This is a genomic window from Rathayibacter sp. AY2B3 (genome assembly GCF_002931755.1).
Taxonomy (GTDB): Bacteria; Actinomycetota; Actinomycetes; order Actinomycetales; family Microbacteriaceae; genus Rathayibacter.
Genome location: NZ_PSUG01000064.1, coordinates 1 through 17,925, shown reverse-complemented (window position 1 = coordinate 17,925; position 17,925 = coordinate 1). Strand labels below are relative to the sequence as shown.

Here is a 17,925-nt window from a genome sequence, read left to right as displayed (position 1 = left end):
GCGTTCGCGCACGCCGTCGCACCGGCCTGGTTCCATCCGCTCGCCGAGATGCGCGCGCTCGCCGAGCAGGCGGGCCTCGAGGCGACCCACTCCCTCCGCCGCAGCGCCCCCGGCGTCCGCGACCACGGCGAGCTGATCGCCGTGCGCCCCCGCCTGACGCCGCGCTGATCGCCGTCGTCGCTGATCGCCGTCGGCGCTGGTCACCGGCGGCCGGCGTCCCGGCCCGCCCCCTCCCGTCGAGGCACCGCCGCCTCAGCGGTGCTTCGGCGGTTGCGGCGGTGTCTCGGCGGACGAGGGCCGCGCGCCGCGCCTAGAGGCGGTCGGCACGCCACTCGGTGGGGATCTCCTCGCCGCGGCGGAACGCCTCCTCCTCGCGCTCGCGCAGCTCGACGCGGCGGATCTTGCCCGAGATCGTCTTGGGCAGGGGGTGGAACTCGAGGCGCCGCACCCGCTCGAAGGAGGAGAGCAGCTCGCGGGTGTGGGCGAAGATCGCGCTCGCCGTCTCGGCGGTCGGCTCCCAGCCCTCGGCGAGGGTGACGTAGGCCTTCACCACGCTGTGGCGCACCTCGTCCGGAGCCGGGACGACGGCGGACTCGGCGACGGCGGGGTGCTGCAGCAGCACGCTCTCGACCTCGAACGGCGAGATCTTGAAGTCGGAGGACTTGAAGATGTCGTCGGTGCGGCCGACGAAGGTGATCGTGCCGTCGACCGCGCGGACCGCCACGTCGCCGGTGTGGAAGTAGCCGTCGGCACGGGCGCGCTCGGTGCGGTCCTCGTCGCCGAGGTAGCCGGACATCAGGTTGACGGGCTCGACGGAGAGGTCGAGGCAGATCTCGCCGGTGGAGGCGGGCTCGCCGGTCAGGGGGTCGACGAGGGCGATGGCGACGCCGGGCAGCGCGCGGCCCATCGCTCCGGGGACCACCGGGGCGCCGGGCGGGTTCGCGATGATCGCCGTGGTCTCGGTCTGGCCGTAGCCGTCGCGGATCGTGAGGCCCCACTCCCGCTCGACGGTCGCGATGACCTCGGGATTCAGCGGCTCGCCCGCGGAGAGGATCTCGGTCAGCGCGCGCGGCTTCGCTCCCAGCGCCGACTGGATCAGCATCCGCCAGACGGTCGGCGGCGCGCAGAACGTGGTGACCTCGGCACGGTCGAGCTGCTGGTGCAGAGCGGTGGGGGAGAAGCGGCTGTAGTTGTAGACGAACACCGTCGCCTCCGCGTTCCACGGCGCGAAGAAGCAGCTCCAGGCGTGCTTGCCCCAGCCCGGCGAGCTGATCGCCATGTGCACGTCGCCCGGCTGGACGCCGAGCCAGTACATCGTGCTGAGGTGCCCCACGGGATACGACTCGTGGGTGTGCACGACCATCTTGGGCTTCGAGGTGGTGCCGGAGGTGAAGTAGATCAGGCACGGATCGGAGCTCTCGACGACCACCGTCGGGCTGATGCCGAAGGGCTCGAGCGAGTCGGCGTAGTCGAGCCAGCCCTCGACCGCGCCGCCGACCGCGATGCGGCCGAAGTCCCCCTCCATCTCGTCGAACTTGGCGGTCTCGGAGGCGTCCGCGATGACGTGCGCGACCTCGCCGCGCTCCAGGCGGTCGGCCAGGTCGGCGGGCGAGAGCAGGGTCGTCGTCGGGAGGATGACCGCGCCGAGCTTCATGATCGCGAGCATCGACTCCCACAGCTCGAGGCGGTTGCCGAGCATGAGCATCACGTGATCGCCCTGCTCGACGCCGACCGAGTGGAGCCAGGCGGCGACCTCGTCGGAGCGCCAGCGCATCCGGTCGAAGGAGTACTGCTCCTCGGAGCCGTCCTCCTCCACGATCCAGAGGGCGGGGCGCTCGTTGCCGATCGCGATCGCGTCGAACCAGTCCACCGCCCAGTTGAAGCGGGGCCCGACGTCCGGCCACTGGAAGGCCTCGTTCGCGGCGACCGCATCGGTGCGGTGCTGCAGGAGGGTGTCGCGGGCGGCGCGGAAGCTCCCGGTGGGGTTCATGCATGTCTCCGTAGCGGTCGAGGTCCGGCGGGACCGACCCCATTCTGCTCCCGCCGCGGGACGGGCGATGCGCGGGACGAGCCGCTCGAGGAGACCCCGGAGCGGGAAGCGCCCTGTGGAGGAGCCGTCGGGCCGGGTCCCACGGGAGAGGCGGCGGGAGCGGAGGGGGCCGCCCGCCGGGGCAGGCGCTCCCTCCGCGGAGCAGGCCTCAGTACTTGATCGACTGACCGCCGTCGATCGGGAGGACGGTCGCGTTCACGTAGGAGGCGTCGTCCGAGAGGAGGAAGGCGACGACCGAGGCGATCTCGTCGGCCTCGCCGTAGCGCTTCGTCGGGTTGACCTGGATGAACTCCTCGGCCGCCTTGCGCGGGTTCTCGGGGTCGAGCTGCTTCATCGAGTTCTCGACCATCGGGGTCCAGATGGCCCCGGGCGCGATCGCGTTGATGCGGATGCCGAACTCGCCGTACTCGATCGCCGAGTTGCGGGTGAGGCCGACGACGCCGTGCTTGGCGGCCGCGTAGCCGGACTGGTTGCCGATCGCGGTGATGCCGCCGACGCTCGCGGTGTTGACGACCATGCCCGAGCCCTGCTCGCGCATCACCTTCAGCACCTTCTCGAGACCGAGGAACACGCCCCGGAGGTTGATCGCGACGACCTTGTCGAACTCGTCGGCCGTGAAGTCCTCGGTGAGGTTCTGGCGGCCCTCGATGCCGGCGTTGTTGAAGAAGCCGTCGATCCGTCCGAACGCCTCGAGGGTGCGCGCGACGTAGGCGTCGACGTCCGCCTCCTTCGACACGTCGGCGAGGACGGTGATCGACTCGGTGCCCTCGGGCAGGACGTCGACCGTGGCCGCGAGGCCCTGCTCGGAGATGTCGACGAGGGCGAGCTTCGCGCCCTCCTGGGCGAGGCGGACCGCGGCGGCGCGGCCGAGTCCGGATCCTCCTCCGGTGATGAGGACGACGCGGTCGGTGAAGCGGGTGCTGGTGGTGGTCATGACGACTCCTGCTCGAAGAGGGATGGGCTCGGAGGCCGTGCGGTCGGCGAGTCCGTATCCATGCGTCTGCATGCAATCGACTCCACGATACTCCACAGGTGTCGGTTGAGTCTGGGTGCGCGGTCAGGAGCGCCCCGAGGCGGCTCGCCGCCGCGGTCGGGTCGGACAGAAGCCGATCAGTCAGGTGTTCGCGTGGCTCACCGACGTCACCGACGAAGAGCCCGTGCGGCTGCTGCGCTCCGGCGGATACCGATGAAAGGCGACACGGCGCTCGGCATCCTCCAGTCCGCCGAGAAGCTGCGCGGCTCGGTCTACTCGACCGCTCAGGAGACGGCGGCGTGCTTGAGGAACACGCAGGTCGCCGACTGGGTGAACCTCCGTGGCACCGCCGACGCGCGGCCGCAGTTCGACGCGGCAGAGTTCGTCCGCGGCTCCGGCACGCTCTACTCCCTCTCCAAGGAGGGCGCCGGCACCGCCGGCCCCCTCGTCACCGCGCTCACCGCCGCCACCCTCGAGGCGGCGACCGACCTCGCCGACACCTCGCCCGGAGGCCGGCTGCGCACGCCCCTCGTCGGGATCCTCGATGAGGCCGCGAACGTGTGCCGGTGGCGAGACCTCCCCGACCTGTACTCGCACTTCGGCTCCCGCGGGATTCCGATCATGTCGGTGTTCCAGTCCTGGCCACAGGGCGTCGCCGTGTTCGGCAAGGAGGGCATGTTGAAGCTGTGGAGCGCGTCGAACGCGTTCCTCTACCTCGGCAGCGTCAAGGAGAACGACTTCCTCCAGAACGTCTCCGAGCTCGTCGGGGACTACGACCGGGAGACGACCTCCGCCAGCTACAACAAGGGCATCCGCTCGACCTTGACCGCGTTGAAGCGCGAGCGGATCCTGACCGTGGACGAGCTCGGAGCGATGCCCCGCGGCCGCGCCGTGATGCTCTCCACGGGATCCCGGGCTGCACTGCTGCGCACTGTGCCCTGGTATGAGGGCGCGAAGAAGAAGGTCGCAGCGACCAAGGCTTCCATCGCCGCTCACGACCCCGCGACCGCGCCAGTACGCGGCGCCGAGCCGACTCCTGTCGTAGCGACGGCCGCGCAGCCGGTCGTGACCGGCGCTGAACCGGTCGTGGCGAGCGCCGAGCCGGTCGTGGCGAGCGTCGAACCGGCTCCGGCGATCGACCTCGCCGCCTCCATGCGGGCTCTGACGGAGAACGAGGACGCGAAGCGGACGGAGGCGCAGCGCGACTGACGACGATCCGCTCGCGGGCGGAGACGTGCAAGAGGCTGCAGGCCTCCCGGCCGCCGTCGACGGGGACCGCGATACCGCGGCCGCGTTGCTGCTCGGCGCGTTCGACGTCGACGCGACCGCCGCGAGAGAGGTCGCGGACGTCATCACCGGGATCATCGCCGGGATGACGAAGGAGGCCCTGGAACGAGCGCTCACTTCCGAGCGGGTCGAGCTGATGCAGGCACGCGCCGAAGCGGCCGTGCAACGCTCATTCGACGAGGACTCCGCCCCGACCCTCGTCTACGGCTCAGCGGACGAGTGGCTGCGAAAGTACTGGCGGTACACATACCGCCGCCGCGTCTCCGCCAAAGGCCAGGGCACCGGACGCTGGCGCGCCGACTGGTGGACCGTCGATGAAGCCGTTCAGCGCATCGAAGCGCTCTGGCGCAGCTGGGAAGCATCCCGCCTCGACGCGGGACTCGGGATCAGCGCCTGGTGGATCAATCATGCCGAGCCACACATGGCCGCCCTGCTGTCTACAGAAGGACCGTTTACGGGAGCGACGGACGAGAACCTACCCGGGGAGCCGCTGCCCTACGAGTTGCCTCCCGACGGGATGTTCGGCCCCGATAATCAGCCGTAGTTCAAGCCGCACGTTCGCATCGCTAAGAAGTGCTGCAGGCAGCGTCTGGACGGCTGGGACGAGTCGGCCCCGTCTCCCATGAAGCCGAAGGTAAGAAGCCCGCGTCGGCAGGGGGCAGGTCACCCTTGGTCCTGCCCCCCTCCTTGACTCGACCCCCCTGTAACGCCGGTGAGTTCACTTCGGCACCTGACTCAGAACGTGAGGCGGCCCCCGCCGAGCTCGTCGACGAGGGCCGCTTGCAGCGTGGTCTGATCAGTTGAACTGGACCCATTCGCACGTCGAACCGCAGCGCACGGACCAGGCCTGCGAGCCGTTGCGTCCGGTGTTGTCGACCCACACGTAGATCTCTCCTCGAGCGACAGTCGCGCCGGGAGCGTAGACCTGGCGGGAGTACGACCAGCTGGCGGTGTCGTTCTCGGCGGCCGTCTGAACCGGCTGGTACATCTTCTTGCTCGTGTAGCGGCTCGGGCCGTACCACTCGAGCCAGTTCGTCTGGCAGGTCGGCGAGTAGACCATGCTCACCGTTCCGCCGAGGATCGCCTTGGACGAGATGGCGTACGCCCCGCGGCCGCATCCCTGCTGATACGGCAGCGTGTTGTTGTACCCGGACCCCGACAGCGCCTGCGCGGGCGTCGCCATCGTCAGAGCCAGAAGAACCGCGAACAGCGCCGCGATCACCCCCATGATCGTGCGTCGACGAGCAGCCAATACACCGACCTGTCCAGCTGGCCGCCGCGCCAGAATCGTTCCGCCCATGGTGCCTTCTCCCTCTCTCATGCCCATCAAATCGATGAGTGAGACGAGAGTGTCCGGGCCGGTACGTTGTGGGCGAACAGCCCCCAACGCAGATCGGCGAAAAGATGCCACGAGAACGCCGTCCTCCAGGTCGCCACGACACCCAACGGCAGCAGTTCGGCGATGAACTGAGGTACTGGCGGGAGAAGCGCGGTCTGTCTGTAGCGGATCTTGCTCGGCGGATTGCGCGCGATCGGCGGACAGTGAGCGCGGCCGAGGACGGCCGCGACATACCCTCCGAGTTTGTGGTCCACCTGCTTGAAGACACCCTCGATACCCAGGGTCTTCTAATCGCCCGGTACGAGGCAGTGCTGATGGAGAAAAGACGACTGCGTCTGCTGCGCGTGACGGCAACGACCACGCCGTCGCCGGCTGCCAACCCCCTCGATGAGAGCATCTTCATTGAGGAGACCATCGCGGACGGCACCTTGATGGCCCCCGGCCAGCGCTTCACCAAGACGTGGACACTTCAAAACGTCGGCAGCGTGCCCTGGCGCGGTAGAAGACTAACCCGCGTCGGTATCGCGGCCGGCGCCGGACTGATCACGACCCCCGTGCAGGTTCCGATACCAGACACCGAGCCGGGTGAGAAGGTGATCATCGTCGTCCCTTGCGTTGCGCACTTCGTCGAAGGCACCAGCATCGCCTCGTTCAAGATGACCGATCCAGCAGGCAGGCTCTACTTTCCCGATCGTTACTTCGCGGGTGTGCAGGCGCAGGTGATCGTCGTGCGCGGCATGAGTCCGCAGGAGTCTGTAGCTCATCGAGATAGTGAGACCGACGACCGCCCGTGCACCACCGACATGCGGTCACGCGAAACGGGCCTGCCCGATAACCCGACATAATCTCCATTATCGGAGATCTTCGGCTGACTCGAGATTCTCGAGGTCCGCGCTAGAGAACACTCAGCGGCACCATCGACTTAGCAGTGCTGTCTTGCACAGGGGCCAAACCGGCTCTGCCTAGGACGCTCGATGGTGCGCCCCTACCCACGACCCGGTCGCGCGCGAGGAGAAGCCGCGTGCCCACGGGGACCAAGTCGTGCGCCGGAGCCAAGAAAGACGCGTCACCGATCATCCGGTCCATGATCTGCGCTTCAGGCATGCGCTGGGGACGCATCGTCTCCGCGGTGTTCAAGCGGCGCTCGGCGCTGTCGTAGGCAACTGTCATAATGAGCTTTCAGGTACGAACGAGGGACGGGAAGAACACGAGACGTCAGCTACTGTTTCGGAGCTGAATGAACGTTGCCCACAACAAGCCCGTCTGCCTGCGAACCCCGAACTCTTTCTTAGTGCTACACGAGGGACATCAATGAGGATACCTGAAGGATTCGATTGGGCCGCGCTCATACCACCGTCTCCAGAGACCGAAGCCGATTATGCAGCGATGCGCATACTTGGACGCACGACGAAGGGCAAAGCCTTCGAAATGCAGTTTGGGCCCGACAAGGGCGAGATGGCGTCCACCGTATGGCAAATCATTAGCGATGATTTCAGCAATGCCGCAGAACTTACGAGTGAGGAAGTTGTGGAAATCTACGAGAGTCCGGCTGGGCGAGTACAGGTAAAGGCACGAATAGTCCGCGAGCAAGGTAATGTTGCGGAAATCAGGTTCGAACGTGTGACCGGTGTCGCGACAAAAAATGCCCAGATAGAGAACATCGTAACGCTAGATTCCGTTGCCGCTCAACGATTGATCTCACTTTGTCTCGCACTACGCGGCATGTCTCCCGACAATGACGAGACGATAAAGTTTGATGAGGGTCTTCTGTCTGCCGTTCTTAAAGATCCTTTAGCAATGGACGCCCTCTATCGCCGAGATCGAGAAGGATTCGCTGCAGTAATCGAAGCAGACGTTTCAGCTCGCGACGTTGTGGCGGTGGCGGCGCGCAAAGAGACTGTCCGTCGGTTTGAGCTACTATTGACGGACAGTACGGCATTCGCCGCCGCCCAGGACAGTCGGGGGCCAGAGGCAGTCTGGCAAGAACTATTCGAGGAGAATCCGTGGCTTCTCGGCGTCGGCCTAAGCGGGCAGTTGCTCACATCGTGGGACAATACGCGGCTTGAGCGCGTCGTAGCTGGATCGAGTATTGCGGACGTGGGTAAGCGTGCTGACGCAGTCTTGATGACAATGGGAGCGGTTCGGAGTCTCGCGCTTGCGGAACTAAAGCTCCATACCGATCCATTGCTTGAGAAGCAAGCCTACCGATCGGGGACTTGGGCCCCGTCGCGAGAGTTGGTTGGCGGTGCTTCGCAGTCACTGGTGACTGGAGATCGCGCCCGCGACGAACTGGAGCGGTGGTTGACAACGTCCGATGGTGATGGGTTCGAGACAGGAGAGCGAGTCTGGACTGGGGCGCCTCGATCATTCCTGGTAATCGGCTCGCTCGCGCAGTTCGCTCGCGAGGGCCACTTCAACGTCGACATGGTGCGGTCCTTTGAGCTATATCGCAGGAACCTCCACCGACCAGAAGTTATTACGTACGACGAAGTACTTGCTCGTGCAAAATGGTCGGTCGAATTGTTGGAACGCGAGGCCGAAAGCTAATCGGCATTGATGTGCCCCATGCCGCCGCCGCGTCACAAGATAGGGAGTGAGGGCGCTCGGCAGCAACAGGGGGGTAAGGAGTTCTCGCGGACGATGGCAGCAAACCGGCATAACGTTCATTTTCGGATGTCGGTATTTGCGGAAGGGGAGGGGCTGGCTGCCGTTCGCACGGTTGCAACTAAGATCGCTCGTCTTCTCACGTCGACAGCGTCATCTAGGACTCGACGATCGCTGCGGAATGAATCGCGAACTTTACGCATGTCGACGTAAAGACACCCGCCTTCGCCCACGTTCGAGCTTGTGGTCACTGACGATGTCGGCCTCCTTGAGCCGATTCAGCACTTTCCGGTGGGCTTCATCGTCGGGGACGAGCGGTCGAGTGGTGCCCCAATCCGCAATCGATGGATAGGGGTCGCGGAGCGCACGTAGCTCCGCTCGGAGCTCGGTGAGAGTGACCGTGTTAGAGACGGAGAGAAGTGCCACGATGCTCTCGTCCAAGGCGCCTGCTGCCCTTACCTGATCGATGGTGGCGAAGGGGATGTCGGTGCCCGACGCGGCAGCCGACGATGCAAGCGCGCGGACCGAAGTTGGGCTCGCGCCGGGAACGAAGTCCGCGAGCTTAGACAAGACGGCGTTTTTGAGGCGCGCTGGGATGACGGTGCTACGAAGGAAGGCCGGGATCTCAGAGTCCGGCAGTACCCCTGGGGAGATGAATTCCGACGCACTCCTCGACCTACTCAGTGCCGCCTCACGCGTCGACCAGTCGGGGACGAGCGTGCCGATGAAGGTCGCCGCCCCGTCGTCGACCAGCCCCTCCTCGATCAACAGACCGACGAGTTCGCCGGACTCGGGCGTCAGCGAGGAGGGCGGGATCGGTGCGGAAACCTTTAGGCTCGAGGCGAGCTTTGCACGGACCGCGGCAGTGGGGATCGCCTGCCGGGCCTCGAGGATCGCGACGGCGAGCCGAGTGCGCTCTGACTCCGCGACGTCATCCGGCAGCAGGACCGCATCGGCCCCGTCGAGGAGCCAGCCGACGCTCTTGTCGAGCGCGCCAATGGTGTCGAGGTAAGCGAGCAGGTTCACAGCGGAGGCGGCCACGTGCTGGGTTGCTGCGAGAGTTGGCCATACGCCCTGAGGGGCGTCGGTGATTGATACAACGTGGCAGTGCACCGAGGCCCTCTTGACGATCTGACCAAGATGCGTGTCGGAGACACCCGCGTCGCGTGCCTCAACGAGAACCGGCAAAAACTGCCGCGGATCGTCGACCGTGGCCGCGCCCTCTCGCCCTTCGACCACGGTGAGATACTCTGCAATACGCCCGAGAGCTGCATCGAATACGGGCTCGCTGCCCGCGCGGATGGTATCCAGCGCGAGCGAGTGCTGACCCGTGAGGTCCTCGATGTTTGCAGCATTGAGTTCATATGCGCCCAATTCGACGGCGCGGTTCCGGGCGATGCTGTTCAACGGTGCCGTCGCAGGCAGTTTGATTCCGAGTTTTGCGATTGCATTCATGGTCGCTGGCCTTGGGACGATCGTGACCCCTGGCTTAGGTCGCGAGAGAGTGCTAATCGAGGGGAACTCTGTGTAGTGCTCAACGACGAGCCCGGCGAACTCGCTGGTCGAGGCTTCGCCAATCTTCGAGCCCGCGAACGCGAGCGCAGCGTCTAGGAGCTCGGCGAGCACATCCTCGGGTGCTCCGGTGACGATGTCCGCAATTTTTTCCGGCGCGAGGGGAGCGAGGAGACGAACGAGCTGCACACGCTCGACGCCGGCCTGGAGGTAGGACTCCACGAAGACGCGATCTTCTCTGCCCCATGCCGCGACCTGCCGCACGATCATCGCCGCTTCGTCGGGGCGGTCCGCAAGGAGATGGTCAAGGACTCTGACGTTGTAGGCGGCACGGTCCCGGAAAATGTCGGTTCCTTTGTCTCCGATGATTGCCTCAACGTCATCGCGGTCGAGCTCGGCGTGGATGTCTGGAACACCGCGGTCGAGCGTGTGAATGATGTAGTTGAGAGCGCGCGGGCGGAGATGTTGCCCGTAATAGACCGACACGTATAGGGCGAAGTACTCGTTGAGGTACCCGGAGGACACCAAGGCTCGCGCGAGCCTCGACTTCAGCACACGATCTGCTGCGTGCCGGAATGTCTCCGTCCCCTTGTCCTCCTCTATAACGGCGTCGAACTCGCTACGGGCGTAGAGGTCCCGCCACTCGTGGTGCCGAAGAAATTCGACGTCCGCCCTAGCTAAACGCCGTTCGTCGGTCTGGATCTCCCGGTCGACCGGTAGCCACTCGGCGGGGGCAAGTGAGGCCCCAATGAGGGTCTGCAACTGCTCAAAAGAGAGTTCCATGCTCTGGCCTGTGCGGTTGTTGATGATCATCGCCGGCACGCGTTCTGTTGACAGTTGCGTCCATAGTTCGCTCGACCGAAGCTGCGCATCCTCGTAGCCCTGACCACTGACGACCAAACGCAATGCGCCCTGGCCGTTTCGGCCGGTGGGCAGAGCACGAATGATGCTCTCCAGGCGATCGCCGAGTGATTTGGCTCGTTCGGGCAGCATCCCCTTCAGAGCGAGCAGCCGATCAGCGGCGCGTTCTCGTTCCTGCGCTTTGCTCAGTGATTCAGTGACGATATGGCGCCACGCCTCGTAGACGCGGTCGAGATCGCTGTTGCCGAAACGGATGGCTTCAAAGTCGGCCAGGTGGACGCTCTTGTAGACGATGAGTGCGAACAGCCTGTCGGCATCGAGTCCGGGCATCCGGTTGAGTGCGCCGAGCAGTCGGCTCGCGTAGATATCGTATTCGTTGCGCATGTCAGTGATCAGCCGCATATCCGCGACGAACCGGGCAACCACGTTGATGAGGTCCCGGGACACGCCAGTGCCCTTCATCTCATCGAGCATCAGGTCACGCGCATTGCGGTGGGTGATGAACGGCACGATCGGGATCACGATATCGAAGAACTTGGTGCGATTGGCCCGCCGTACTTCATCGTCTGCGGCATCCATCCGCACGACGTTGCGCTCCGAGTTCGTCATACTTGGATCGTCAGGGGCCGGGGCATCACCGAGCTTCTCGAAGACGCTATCCCGAAGCGCATAGATGAACTTCACCTCTCGCGACAGATCTTTTTTTATCGACGTTTTGGGTCGGATGCGCCGACGGACTTGCTCGGAGCCATTAAGGAGGGTGTTGAGGGCGCGTAGTGCCTCGAAAATGTGCGGGTCCTCGAAGCGGTCGATGTCTTCGAAGATGACTACGTCGCGACCGCTCCGCTCGAAAAAGTAGACGATTTCGTCCATGTACTGGTCGAAGTAGCTGGATGACGTCGAGGCGAGCGATACCGTCGCGGGTCCGGCACTGAGCTTCTCCAGAGATATCCGATTATGGGTGAGCCACCGGATAGCAAACACGAGCCCCGACAGAATCACCGCCAGCCCGACGTTCAAAAGCACAACCCATCCGAGTGCGGGGTCGGCGCCGAGGAAGGCCATGCGTTGCCCGGCCAGCCCTGAAAGCCAAAAGATGCCCAACAACAGCGCTCCTAGTCCGAAGGAGATGCTCACCTCCGACCGCCAGCGGAACCGTGACAGTCGGCGGAAACGGGAGCCGCGAGTGCGCTCGGGTACATCTCGGTAGAGGATCTGTTTGACGATCTCCTTCTGGATCAAATTCGTCTTCGTCCAGGCCGCTGGGTTTGCCTGCGACGGCCCCTCAGGCGGCTCCTGCACGACCCCGACGGTCGATAAGGACAATTCCAGCACTCGGTCCTTGAATTCGTCGAGATTGCTGAGGTGCTGTAGAACACTGCTCTTGCCTGTGCCGTAGGCACCAGTCAGGGCGATGTTTCGGATGTCGTCTTGGTCGCGAAGCGCCCGTACGAGGGCCCGCACATACATCCCGTGCTGAGCTTCGTCGTAGCGCGGGGCGAGACTCCTAAGCGAAATCGGATCAGTGGCGACGGGTTCCGGAGCGTCGGGCATAGCGCGATGCTAGCGAGGACTCAGACGTGCAGGGGTTGTGATCCGCACTAAATACGCCCGCCGCGGGGTCCTCGCGCTGGCTGAGAGACCTGCGATCCGCAACCCCATCCGTCAAACAGAGGAATCGTCAATAGTCCCAGAGGCTGTGGGACTATTCGTTCGCCGCTCCGCTGACGTCGATCGCGGCGATGATGCGTTGCTCGTCGGGGAGTGCGAGGCGCTCCTCATCGGGGAGCGCGTCATAGGTGTAGGTTGCGACGGCGATCGGTGAGACTGCCTGGCTGAGGGCGTAGCGGACGATGTGCTCATCCTCATCTGCGGCGGTCACAATGAGCACACCGTTCGTTACGCCCTCGGCCAGAGCGGCTCCCCATGGCCGTGTCCAGCTACACCTACGAATCCCTCCCACCCGCAGAGCAGGCGGCGCTACCTACGGCCGAGCAGATCGCCACGTCGCTCGATTGGACCGCCGACAGCACCTAACGGGCCTGCTCGCCACGCTCCGGCGATCGCGCAGCTGAACGTCCGCGGTTGGTCTTCGGCACGTGCACACGACCGGCCTGTGCGACCGCCTCGCTCGCCGGTCGACCCTGAGCGACCTCGGCGCGCAGGCGCACGTCGATGACGTCCTGCGGGATCCCGTGGCCTTTCATTTCGTTCGCGGTGGCCGTGCGCCGAGCGGCACTGTCGTACGACATTTCGCTCTTCGAGCGCAGCGCATCTGCTCTCCCCTCGGTGCCGGCTGGAACGGAGTCAGTGGCACGGGCGTTCTGGGAGGGCAGGGGCTCGTTGCGGGAGTAGGCGGCCTCGTCGCGGTTCTCCGCGGCGTCGGAGCGCAGCTGTTCGGGGGTCAGCGTCGCTGTTCCGCCGGCATCCGCCTCGCGCTCGAACCGGTCTGCCTCGCTCAGCAGGACGTTGGCGTTCTCGTCAACGTCGCCGCGGTCGAGAGCCAGTTGGTAGTTGTCATCGAACCTGGCGAGCCGCGCGGTTTCCGCCTCGGCCGCGAACTGCTCGAGGCGCCCTGCCTCGACGTCGGCCGCGATGGACTGGTGGAGATCCCCGCCGGCGGCGGCGAGCTCGGAGGCTGCGGCGTTGTCGGCGGCGGTCAGCGCACCGGCGCCGTCCCGGTAGAGCTGCGCCTGAGCGCGGGCGTCGGCCGCAAGGGCGCGCAGCTGGTCGGGCGACTGCTCGGAGGTTCCGCCGTCCTCGGCCTGCGCCTCGTACTCGCGAGCGTGCAGCTCGAGCGCGGCCGCCTGATCGATGTTCTCCTGACCGTTTTCCGCTCCGCCTTGATCGGTCGGGGCGGCCGGCTCGTCCCGGGCGGCGTCGGCGCGGCGCTGGTCGGCGTCCATCATCCTGGCGACGGCCGCGGTCTCGACGGTCGTCTCGACGGTTTCCGCCCGTCCTCCGTCGACGGCCGCGCGCTGCTCGTCGGTGAGGAGCTGTGGGAACTTCTCAGCGATCGCAGCGTCCACCGCTGCGTCATGGCCGGCCAGAGCCTTCACCTCGTTCAGCGGGTCCGCCGAGCCGGATTCGGGCACCCGGTCGGTGGCCTCAGCGGCTGCGACGACAGCGAGGGCCTTCTCAGCGGAGAAGTCGGCCGACTGGTCGCCGCGCAGCTTGTCCGCGATGTCGGCGACGACGACGCCGTAGCGGTCCTGGACTTCACGCGCGATGGTCTGCGCGGCACGTTCGGCTACAGGGTCGAGGTCTTTTCACTGCTGCGCGGTGGAGAGGACGTCAGCGACCTGCTGCAAGTCGGTGCGCTGCCACCAGTCGGGGCGGTCCACGACAGCGATCTGCGCACGCGCGATGTCGCGCTCGGCGGAGAAGCGGGTGGCGAGCGAGCGCGCGTCGGCCTCGCTCGTGCGCAGCGCTTCACGCGCCAAGTCCTCTCGCAGTCGGGCGAACTTGTCGCCCAGCTGGAGCGCGACGGTCAGCGCGACCCGCGCGGACTGACCGACCTCATCCTCAACGCTGTCCCCATCGCTCATAGCTCTGTCCCCTCTCGCTATCTCTCGAGACCGTCGCGCTCACGCGTCCCGGCTGTCATCGTGGTCGGTACCTGTACTGCCGGCTCCGCCGCGGGAGTCAGACGCGTGGGCACCGGCCCGCCACGACCCGCGGCGAGGTCGGCGCGCTGCTTCGCGGCCTGCTGCTCCGGCGTGAGCGCGGCGACCTGGTTGGCGGTGATCTGCGCGGTGTAGCCGTCGCGCACGACGGTCAGGCGCTGCGTCATCATCCGCGCGAGCTCCTGCGACCGGTGTAGATCCCCGACCGCTTTCGCGGCGCGGAAGATCGATGCGGTGGTCTGCGCGAGCTGCTTCAACAGAAGAGCCTCCGCGGCCGCGTTCTGACCGCGCTTGGCCTGCACCAGGATCAGCGCAGCGGTCGTCGCCATCGACGGCATCGCGACCGGTCGCGGCCGCGACTCGCCCGCCCGCAGCTGCGCGGACCGGGCCAGCGTCCACGACGCCTCGGCCAGCGGTCCGGGGGTCGGTTCCAGACGCCGCGACCGCGCCGCGTAAGCGCCGACCGTCTCGCGGGCGACGTGCGCCCAGGTGGCCTTGTCTGACGGGTCGACGGAGGCGATGTAGTCGTGCAGACGGCGCATGTCCTCGGCGTACATGGCGAAGAACTTCGGAGACATCTCGCTCTCCTCGCGCCCCGGATTCGCCGGCCGGGACTGCCACGGATTCTTCGACGTCGCGCGCCACTCCTGCACCGCTTCGGTCGCGGGCTCGGGACGGTCCGACTCGCCGCAGCCGTACACCGCCATGATCGCTCCGTTACCGGCGACCAGATGCGGTTCCTCGTGCCCGCTCGCCCGACCCTCACCTCGCAGGTAGGGCATCAGTCCGCACATGCGCCCACCCCGCGTCATGGTCGGGATCACGCGCCGGCCAGCCTCGTCATCGCCGCCCGGTACTCCGCGACGACCGCACGGTAGTCAGCGATCAGCGCCGTCATTCTGGTATCGGCCGCGGCCTCGGCATGTTCATGAATCCGCGCTGAGGGAGTGCGGCGTGGCGCACCCGCTTGCAGCCCGGCGCGAGTTCTCGGTCCGCGGCGCTTCTCCAGCGGCTCGGACAGCGGTGCGCCCTCGGCCCAGCTGCGCTCTGCGGCCGTCGACGCGTGGACCCATTGCCCCTCCACCGCCCGCCTACAGGTGCGGCTGCCCCGTCGAGGCGCTCGTCCCGCCGTCCACGGCGAGGATCGCGCCGGTGATGTACGCCGCGTCCGCGCTGGCGAGGAAGAGCACCGGCGGGGCGATGTCGTCCGGCTGTCCGGGGCGTCCGAGGGCGATGCGGTCGATGAAGGGCGCGAGCTCCTCGGGAGTCGACGCCATCGACTCCGTCAGCGGCGTCTGCGTGAAGGCGGGAGCGACGGCGTTGACCCGCACGCCGTGCGCGCCGAAGTCGAGGGCCAGTGACTGCACGAAGGTCGTGATCGCGCCCTTGGTCGCGTTGTAGGCGGCCTGGCCCCAGTCGCCGCGGATGCCCGACACGGAGGAGACGACGACGATGTTGCCGCGGCTCGCCTTCAGGTGCGGGAGCGCCGCCCTCACCGCGTAGAAGAGGGCGTCGACGTTCGTGGCGAAGAGGGAGTGCCAGGCGTCGTCCTCCACCTCCTCGATCGGGCCGCCGAGGTGGCCGGCCGCGTTGTTCACGAGGACGTCGATCCCGCCGAACCTCGCGACGGTGCCCTCGACGAGCGCGTCGACCTCGGCTCGGACCGAGACGTCGGTGGGGACGATCAGGACGCGCTCGGCCGGGAAGCCGGCGACGGTCTCCTCGAGCGTGGCGGGGGTGCGCCCGGCGACCGCGACGCTCGCGCCCTGCTCGAGGAAGGCGCGCGCGATGGAGCGGCCGATGCCGGAGCCGGCTCCGGTGACCAGGACGGTGCGTCCGGCGAAGGGGTAGGTGTTCGAGGCGGTCATGGCGGTGCCTTCCGGGTCCAGAGGGGCGGCGCGGCGGGGTGCGCCGGGAGCGGCGGGCGTCGGATCCGCCCGGAGGCGATCATCCGCGGCACCCGAGCGGATCGACGGGCCGCCGCGCCGATTCGGAGGAGCTCCACGTCGATCCGCAGCACGGCTCCCGACCCTGGCAACCGCCGCAGAGTGCGGTCCGCGGCCGCGCGGGCTCGGGTAGACCGGAGGGACGCCAGTGGACAGGGGGAACCACCGTGGACACCACGAGAACGACCGCTCCGCGCCGGGCGACGGGACTCCGGGCCGGACGGCGCGCGACCGCGCTGGGCGCCTCGGCACTGCTCGCGGCGCTCGCCCTGAGCGGCTGCACGGGCGGCGCCGGCCAGGCGGAGGAGACGACACCGACCGCTTCCGGCACCGCCGCCCCTACGGCGACCGCTCCGACCGCGACGCCCACCGACGCTCCGCTCGGGCCTGTGACGCTGCCCGAGGGAGCGACCGCCGCCGTGCGGTGGACCGACCAGGTCGGCCCCGTCGATCCGCAGACCGTGAACCTCAGCGGCGACCCGCTGCACATCACCGTCTCGGTCGCCTGCGACTCCGCGGACGCCGAGGTGACGATCGAGGTCGTCGGCCTGATGACGAGCGGATCGTCCTGCGTCTACAGCCCGGGCACGACTCGCACCGGCACGGGAGGCGGCAACACGGGCACCATGCAGATCGCCGTCGAGCAGGACGCCGAGATCAGGGTGACCACGGTGCCGGACGACGCGCACTGGTCGGCCGCCGTCTCCACCGGAGCGCGGACCGTCCCCGGGCCCTGACGCCCGCCGGAGGGCGCACGAGAACGCAGAAGTCGCGGTGGTCGAGAGCGATCACCGCGACATCTGCGTTCTCGAGTCGACGGGGGCGTCAGCCGATCGGGACGCCGAGCTCGGCCATGAACGGCACGGCGTCGACCGCCTCGCCGTCGACCCGCGTCTCGAAGTGCAGGTGGCAGCCGGTGGAGGCGCCGGTCGAGCCGCGCAGCGCGATGACCTGGCCGACGGTGACGGTCTCGCCGACCGACACCATCAGCTCGCTGTTGTGGGCGTAGCCGGTCTCGATGCCGCCGCCGTTGTCGAGCAGGATCCAGTTGCCGTAGCTGCCCTGGTACGACGCCTCCTCGACGGTGCCGCTGGAGGCCGCGAGGACGGGCGTGCCGCAGGCGCCGGCGAGGTCGGTGCCCTTGTGGAACAGGTTCACGCCGGCGACCGGCGCGTCGGGGCGGGGACCGTAGCTGCTGCTGATGTGACCCGAGATCGGGACGACCCACGCTCCGGACGCTCCGGCGGCGGCCGCGGTCGACTCGCCGGAGGTCGCCGTGATCGCTTCGAGGGACGCGGTGGGGACGAGGACCTCGGGCTTGGCCTCGGCGGCGAAGGAGTCGCGGGTGACGCTCTGCTGCACGACTCCGGCCGCCACGAAGCTCTGCGGGCGGGCCGCGGCGACGGCAGTGGCCGTGTCGCGGGTCAGCTCGGAGTCGGCGGTGCCGCCCACGGCGAACGCGGGCATCGTCGAGGTGATCGCGATGCCGGCCACGAGGGTCATCGCGGCGACGGCGGAGACCCGGGGGCGCGACGGGCCGCGGGAAGCGCGGCGGCTGCGGGACTCCTGGTCACGGAGTGAGCGACGGGTCGGGAGGGCGGACGGACTGCCGGTCTCGGCTCCTGCGGGGGTGGGAGTCGAGGCGCGTGACGAACGGTGCATGCAGAGGAGGTTCCAGGTCTGCCGACACTCGAGGGGGAGGCGAGCGCCGGGTGGGGCAGTGGGGC

The 17,925-nt window shown here is 67.2% G+C and carries 15 protein-coding genes; 5 read left to right on the top strand and 10 right to left on the bottom strand.

Annotation, left to right across the window (positions count from 1 at the left end; genetic code table 11):
* Positions 1 to 310: 310 nt before the first annotated feature.
* Together C5C24_RS16275 and C5C24_RS16270 are read right to left on the bottom strand one after the other, a co-directional pair.
* A complete protein-coding gene (locus C5C24_RS16275; RefSeq protein ID WP_104275750.1) occupies positions 311 to 1,990 on the bottom strand; it encodes an AMP-binding protein in 1,680 nt (559 codons plus the stop codon).
* 208 nt (positions 1,991 to 2,198) lie between these two features.
* Positions 2,199 to 2,984 (bottom strand): glucose 1-dehydrogenase, encoded by a 786-nt coding sequence (locus C5C24_RS16270; RefSeq protein WP_258065340.1) that lies wholly within the window; start codon positions 2,982 to 2,984, stop codon positions 2,199 to 2,201.
* Positions 2,985 to 3,236: 252 nt separating this feature from the next.
* Here C5C24_RS16270 and C5C24_RS16265 point away from each other — a divergent pair, with 252 nt between their 5' ends.
* Together C5C24_RS16265 and C5C24_RS16260 are read left to right on the top strand one after the other, a co-directional pair.
* Positions 3,237 to 4,232 (top strand): type IV secretory system conjugative DNA transfer family protein, encoded by a 996-nt coding sequence (locus C5C24_RS16265; protein WP_104305465.1) that lies wholly within the window; start codon positions 3,237 to 3,239, stop codon positions 4,230 to 4,232.
* Between the two features lie 25 nt (positions 4,233 to 4,257).
* On the top strand, positions 4,258 to 4,854 hold the full coding sequence (locus C5C24_RS16260; RefSeq protein WP_104305464.1) for a DUF4913 domain-containing protein: 597 nt from the start codon (positions 4,258 to 4,260) through the stop codon (positions 4,852 to 4,854).
* Between the two features lie 252 nt (positions 4,855 to 5,106).
* Here C5C24_RS16260 and C5C24_RS16255 read toward each other — a convergent pair whose 3' ends face one another.
* Entirely contained in the window at positions 5,107 to 5,562 is a 456-nt protein-coding gene (locus tag C5C24_RS16255; protein WP_146082653.1) for a DUF2690 domain-containing protein, read from the bottom strand.
* Positions 5,563 to 5,678: 116 nt separating this feature from the next.
* Between C5C24_RS16255 and C5C24_RS16250 the strand changes: the two genes are divergently transcribed.
* Positions 5,679 to 6,494 (top strand): NBR1-Ig-like domain-containing protein, encoded by an 816-nt coding sequence (locus tag C5C24_RS16250; RefSeq protein ID WP_104305462.1) that lies wholly within the window; start codon positions 5,679 to 5,681, stop codon positions 6,492 to 6,494.
* A gap of 466 nt (positions 6,495 to 6,960) precedes the next feature.
* Entirely contained in the window at positions 6,961 to 8,196 is a 1,236-nt protein-coding gene (locus C5C24_RS16240) for a Shedu immune nuclease family protein (protein WP_104305460.1), read from the top strand.
* Positions 8,197 to 8,448: 252 nt separating this feature from the next.
* Here C5C24_RS16240 and C5C24_RS16235 read toward each other — a convergent pair whose 3' ends face one another.
* From C5C24_RS16235 to C5C24_RS16210, 6 genes are all read right to left on the bottom strand, one after another.
* Positions 8,449 to 12,180 carry a hypothetical protein gene (locus C5C24_RS16235; RefSeq protein ID WP_146082652.1) on the bottom strand — a complete coding sequence of 1,244 codons (3,732 nt, stop codon included), beginning with the start codon at positions 12,178 to 12,180 and terminating at the stop codon, positions 8,449 to 8,451.
* Between the two features lie 151 nt (positions 12,181 to 12,331).
* On the bottom strand, positions 12,332 to 12,508 hold the full coding sequence (locus tag C5C24_RS16230; protein ID WP_146082651.1) for a DUF1016 domain-containing protein: 177 nt from the start codon (positions 12,506 to 12,508) through the stop codon (positions 12,332 to 12,334).
* Positions 12,509 to 12,659: 151 nt separating this feature from the next.
* Positions 12,660 to 13,721: a hypothetical protein gene (locus C5C24_RS16225; protein ID WP_104305457.1), complete on the bottom strand. Its 1,062-nt coding sequence runs from the start codon at positions 13,719 to 13,721 to the stop codon at positions 12,660 to 12,662.
* 174 nt (positions 13,722 to 13,895) lie between these two features.
* Positions 13,896 to 14,174, bottom strand: coding sequence for a hypothetical protein (locus tag C5C24_RS16220; RefSeq protein ID WP_104305456.1), 279 nt, complete (start codon positions 14,172 to 14,174; stop codon positions 13,896 to 13,898).
* A gap of 17 nt (positions 14,175 to 14,191) precedes the next feature.
* Positions 14,192 to 14,830, bottom strand: a complete 639-nt coding sequence (locus C5C24_RS16215) for a hypothetical protein (RefSeq protein WP_146082650.1) — start codon at positions 14,828 to 14,830, stop codon at positions 14,192 to 14,194.
* 513 nt (positions 14,831 to 15,343) lie between these two features.
* A complete protein-coding gene (locus tag C5C24_RS16210) occupies positions 15,344 to 16,120 on the bottom strand; it encodes an SDR family NAD(P)-dependent oxidoreductase (protein WP_104281959.1) in 777 nt (258 codons plus the stop codon).
* 245 nt (positions 16,121 to 16,365) lie between these two features.
* Between C5C24_RS16210 and C5C24_RS16205 the strand changes: the two genes are divergently transcribed.
* On the top strand, positions 16,366 to 16,935 hold the full coding sequence (locus tag C5C24_RS16205) for a hypothetical protein (protein WP_104305454.1): 570 nt from the start codon (positions 16,366 to 16,368) through the stop codon (positions 16,933 to 16,935).
* 88 nt (positions 16,936 to 17,023) lie between these two features.
* On the opposite strand, the gene C5C24_RS16200 is transcribed toward C5C24_RS16205, so the two are convergent.
* Positions 17,024 to 17,701: a M23 family metallopeptidase gene (locus C5C24_RS16200; RefSeq protein ID WP_181135561.1), complete on the bottom strand. Its 678-nt coding sequence runs from the start codon at positions 17,699 to 17,701 to the stop codon at positions 17,024 to 17,026.
* Positions 17,702 to 17,925: the final 224 nt, after the last annotated feature.

Excerpts from the sequence above, each read along its gene's own strand:
- C5C24_RS16270 (WP_258065340.1), bottom strand. The coding sequence starts at position 2,984 with ATGACCACCACCAGCACCCGCTTCACCGACCGCGTCGTCCTCATCACC.
- C5C24_RS16200 (WP_181135561.1), bottom strand. The coding sequence starts at position 17,701 with ATGACCCTCGTGGCCGGCATCGCGATCACCTCGACGATGCCCGCGTTC.
- C5C24_RS16275 (WP_104275750.1), bottom strand. The coding sequence starts at position 1,990 with ATGAACCCCACCGGGAGCTTCCGCGCCGCCCGCGACACCCTCCTGCAG.
- C5C24_RS16215 (WP_146082650.1), bottom strand. The coding sequence starts at position 14,830 with ATGTCTCCGAAGTTCTTCGCCATGTACGCCGAGGACATGCGCCGTCTG.
- C5C24_RS16210 (WP_104281959.1), bottom strand. The coding sequence starts at position 16,120 with ATGACCGCCTCGAACACCTACCCCTTCGCCGGACGCACCGTCCTGGTC.
- C5C24_RS16265 (WP_104305465.1), top strand. The coding sequence starts at position 3,237 with ATGAAAGGCGACACGGCGCTCGGCATCCTCCAGTCCGCCGAGAAGCTG.
- C5C24_RS16220 (WP_104305456.1), bottom strand. The coding sequence starts at position 14,174 with ATGAGCGATGGGGACAGCGTTGAGGATGAGGTCGGTCAGTCCGCGCGG.
- C5C24_RS16235 (WP_146082652.1), bottom strand. The coding sequence starts at position 12,180 with ATGCCCGACGCTCCGGAACCCGTCGCCACTGATCCGATTTCGCTTAGG.
- C5C24_RS16240 (WP_104305460.1), top strand. The coding sequence starts at position 6,961 with ATGAGGATACCTGAAGGATTCGATTGGGCCGCGCTCATACCACCGTCT.